Origin of the sequence: Arthrobacter sp. GMC3, from assembly GCF_002929305.1 — a bacterium.
Taxonomy (GTDB): Bacteria; Actinomycetota; Actinomycetes; order Actinomycetales; family Micrococcaceae; genus Specibacter.
In genome coordinates this window covers 1-519 of record NZ_PJIO01000165.1, presented here as the reverse complement: position 1 = coordinate 519, position 519 = coordinate 1, and the positions used below count along the sequence as shown (strand labels likewise).

Sequence of the window (519 nt, the reverse complement as noted above, 5' to 3'; positions counted from 1 at the left end):
AGGAGCTCAAGGATTTGCAGAAGGACCCTCCTACCTCCTGTAGTGCTGGTCCAGTAGCTGAAGACATGTTCCATTGGCAAGCAACCATTATGGGTCCTCCTGACAGTCCTTATGCAGGGGGTGTTTTCCTGGTTACCATTCACTTCCCCCCAGACTATCCCTTTAAACCCCCCAAGGTGGCATTCAGGACAAAAGTTTTTCACCCAAATATCAACAGCAACGGTAGCATCTGCCTTGACATCTTGAAGGAGCAGTGGAGCCCTGCACTGACTATTTCGAAGGTCTTGCTTTCCATCTGCTCACTATTGACAGACCCAAATCCTGATGATCCCCTCGTGCCTGAGATTGCTCACATGTACAAGACTGATAGGGCAAAATAGGAGAGCACCGCAAGGAGCTGGACTCAAAAGTATGCTATGGGTTAAGACTTAACATGTCAGTTGGGAGGGGTAGGAGGCAGCTTTGTCTTTATGATTCTGAATGTCTTCTAAGCAGAGGTATCTTGGTATTAACCTTTTG

Annotated in this window: 1 protein-coding gene; it reads left to right on the top strand. The window is 47.6% G+C overall.

Going from position 1 to position 519, the window contains the following annotated elements:
• Positions 1-380 (top strand): ubiquitin-conjugating enzyme family protein (locus tag CXQ94_RS22000; RefSeq protein WP_104092599.1); only part of this gene is annotated, 380 nt, incomplete at its 5' end.
• Between the last annotated feature and the right edge of the window lie 139 nt (positions 381-519).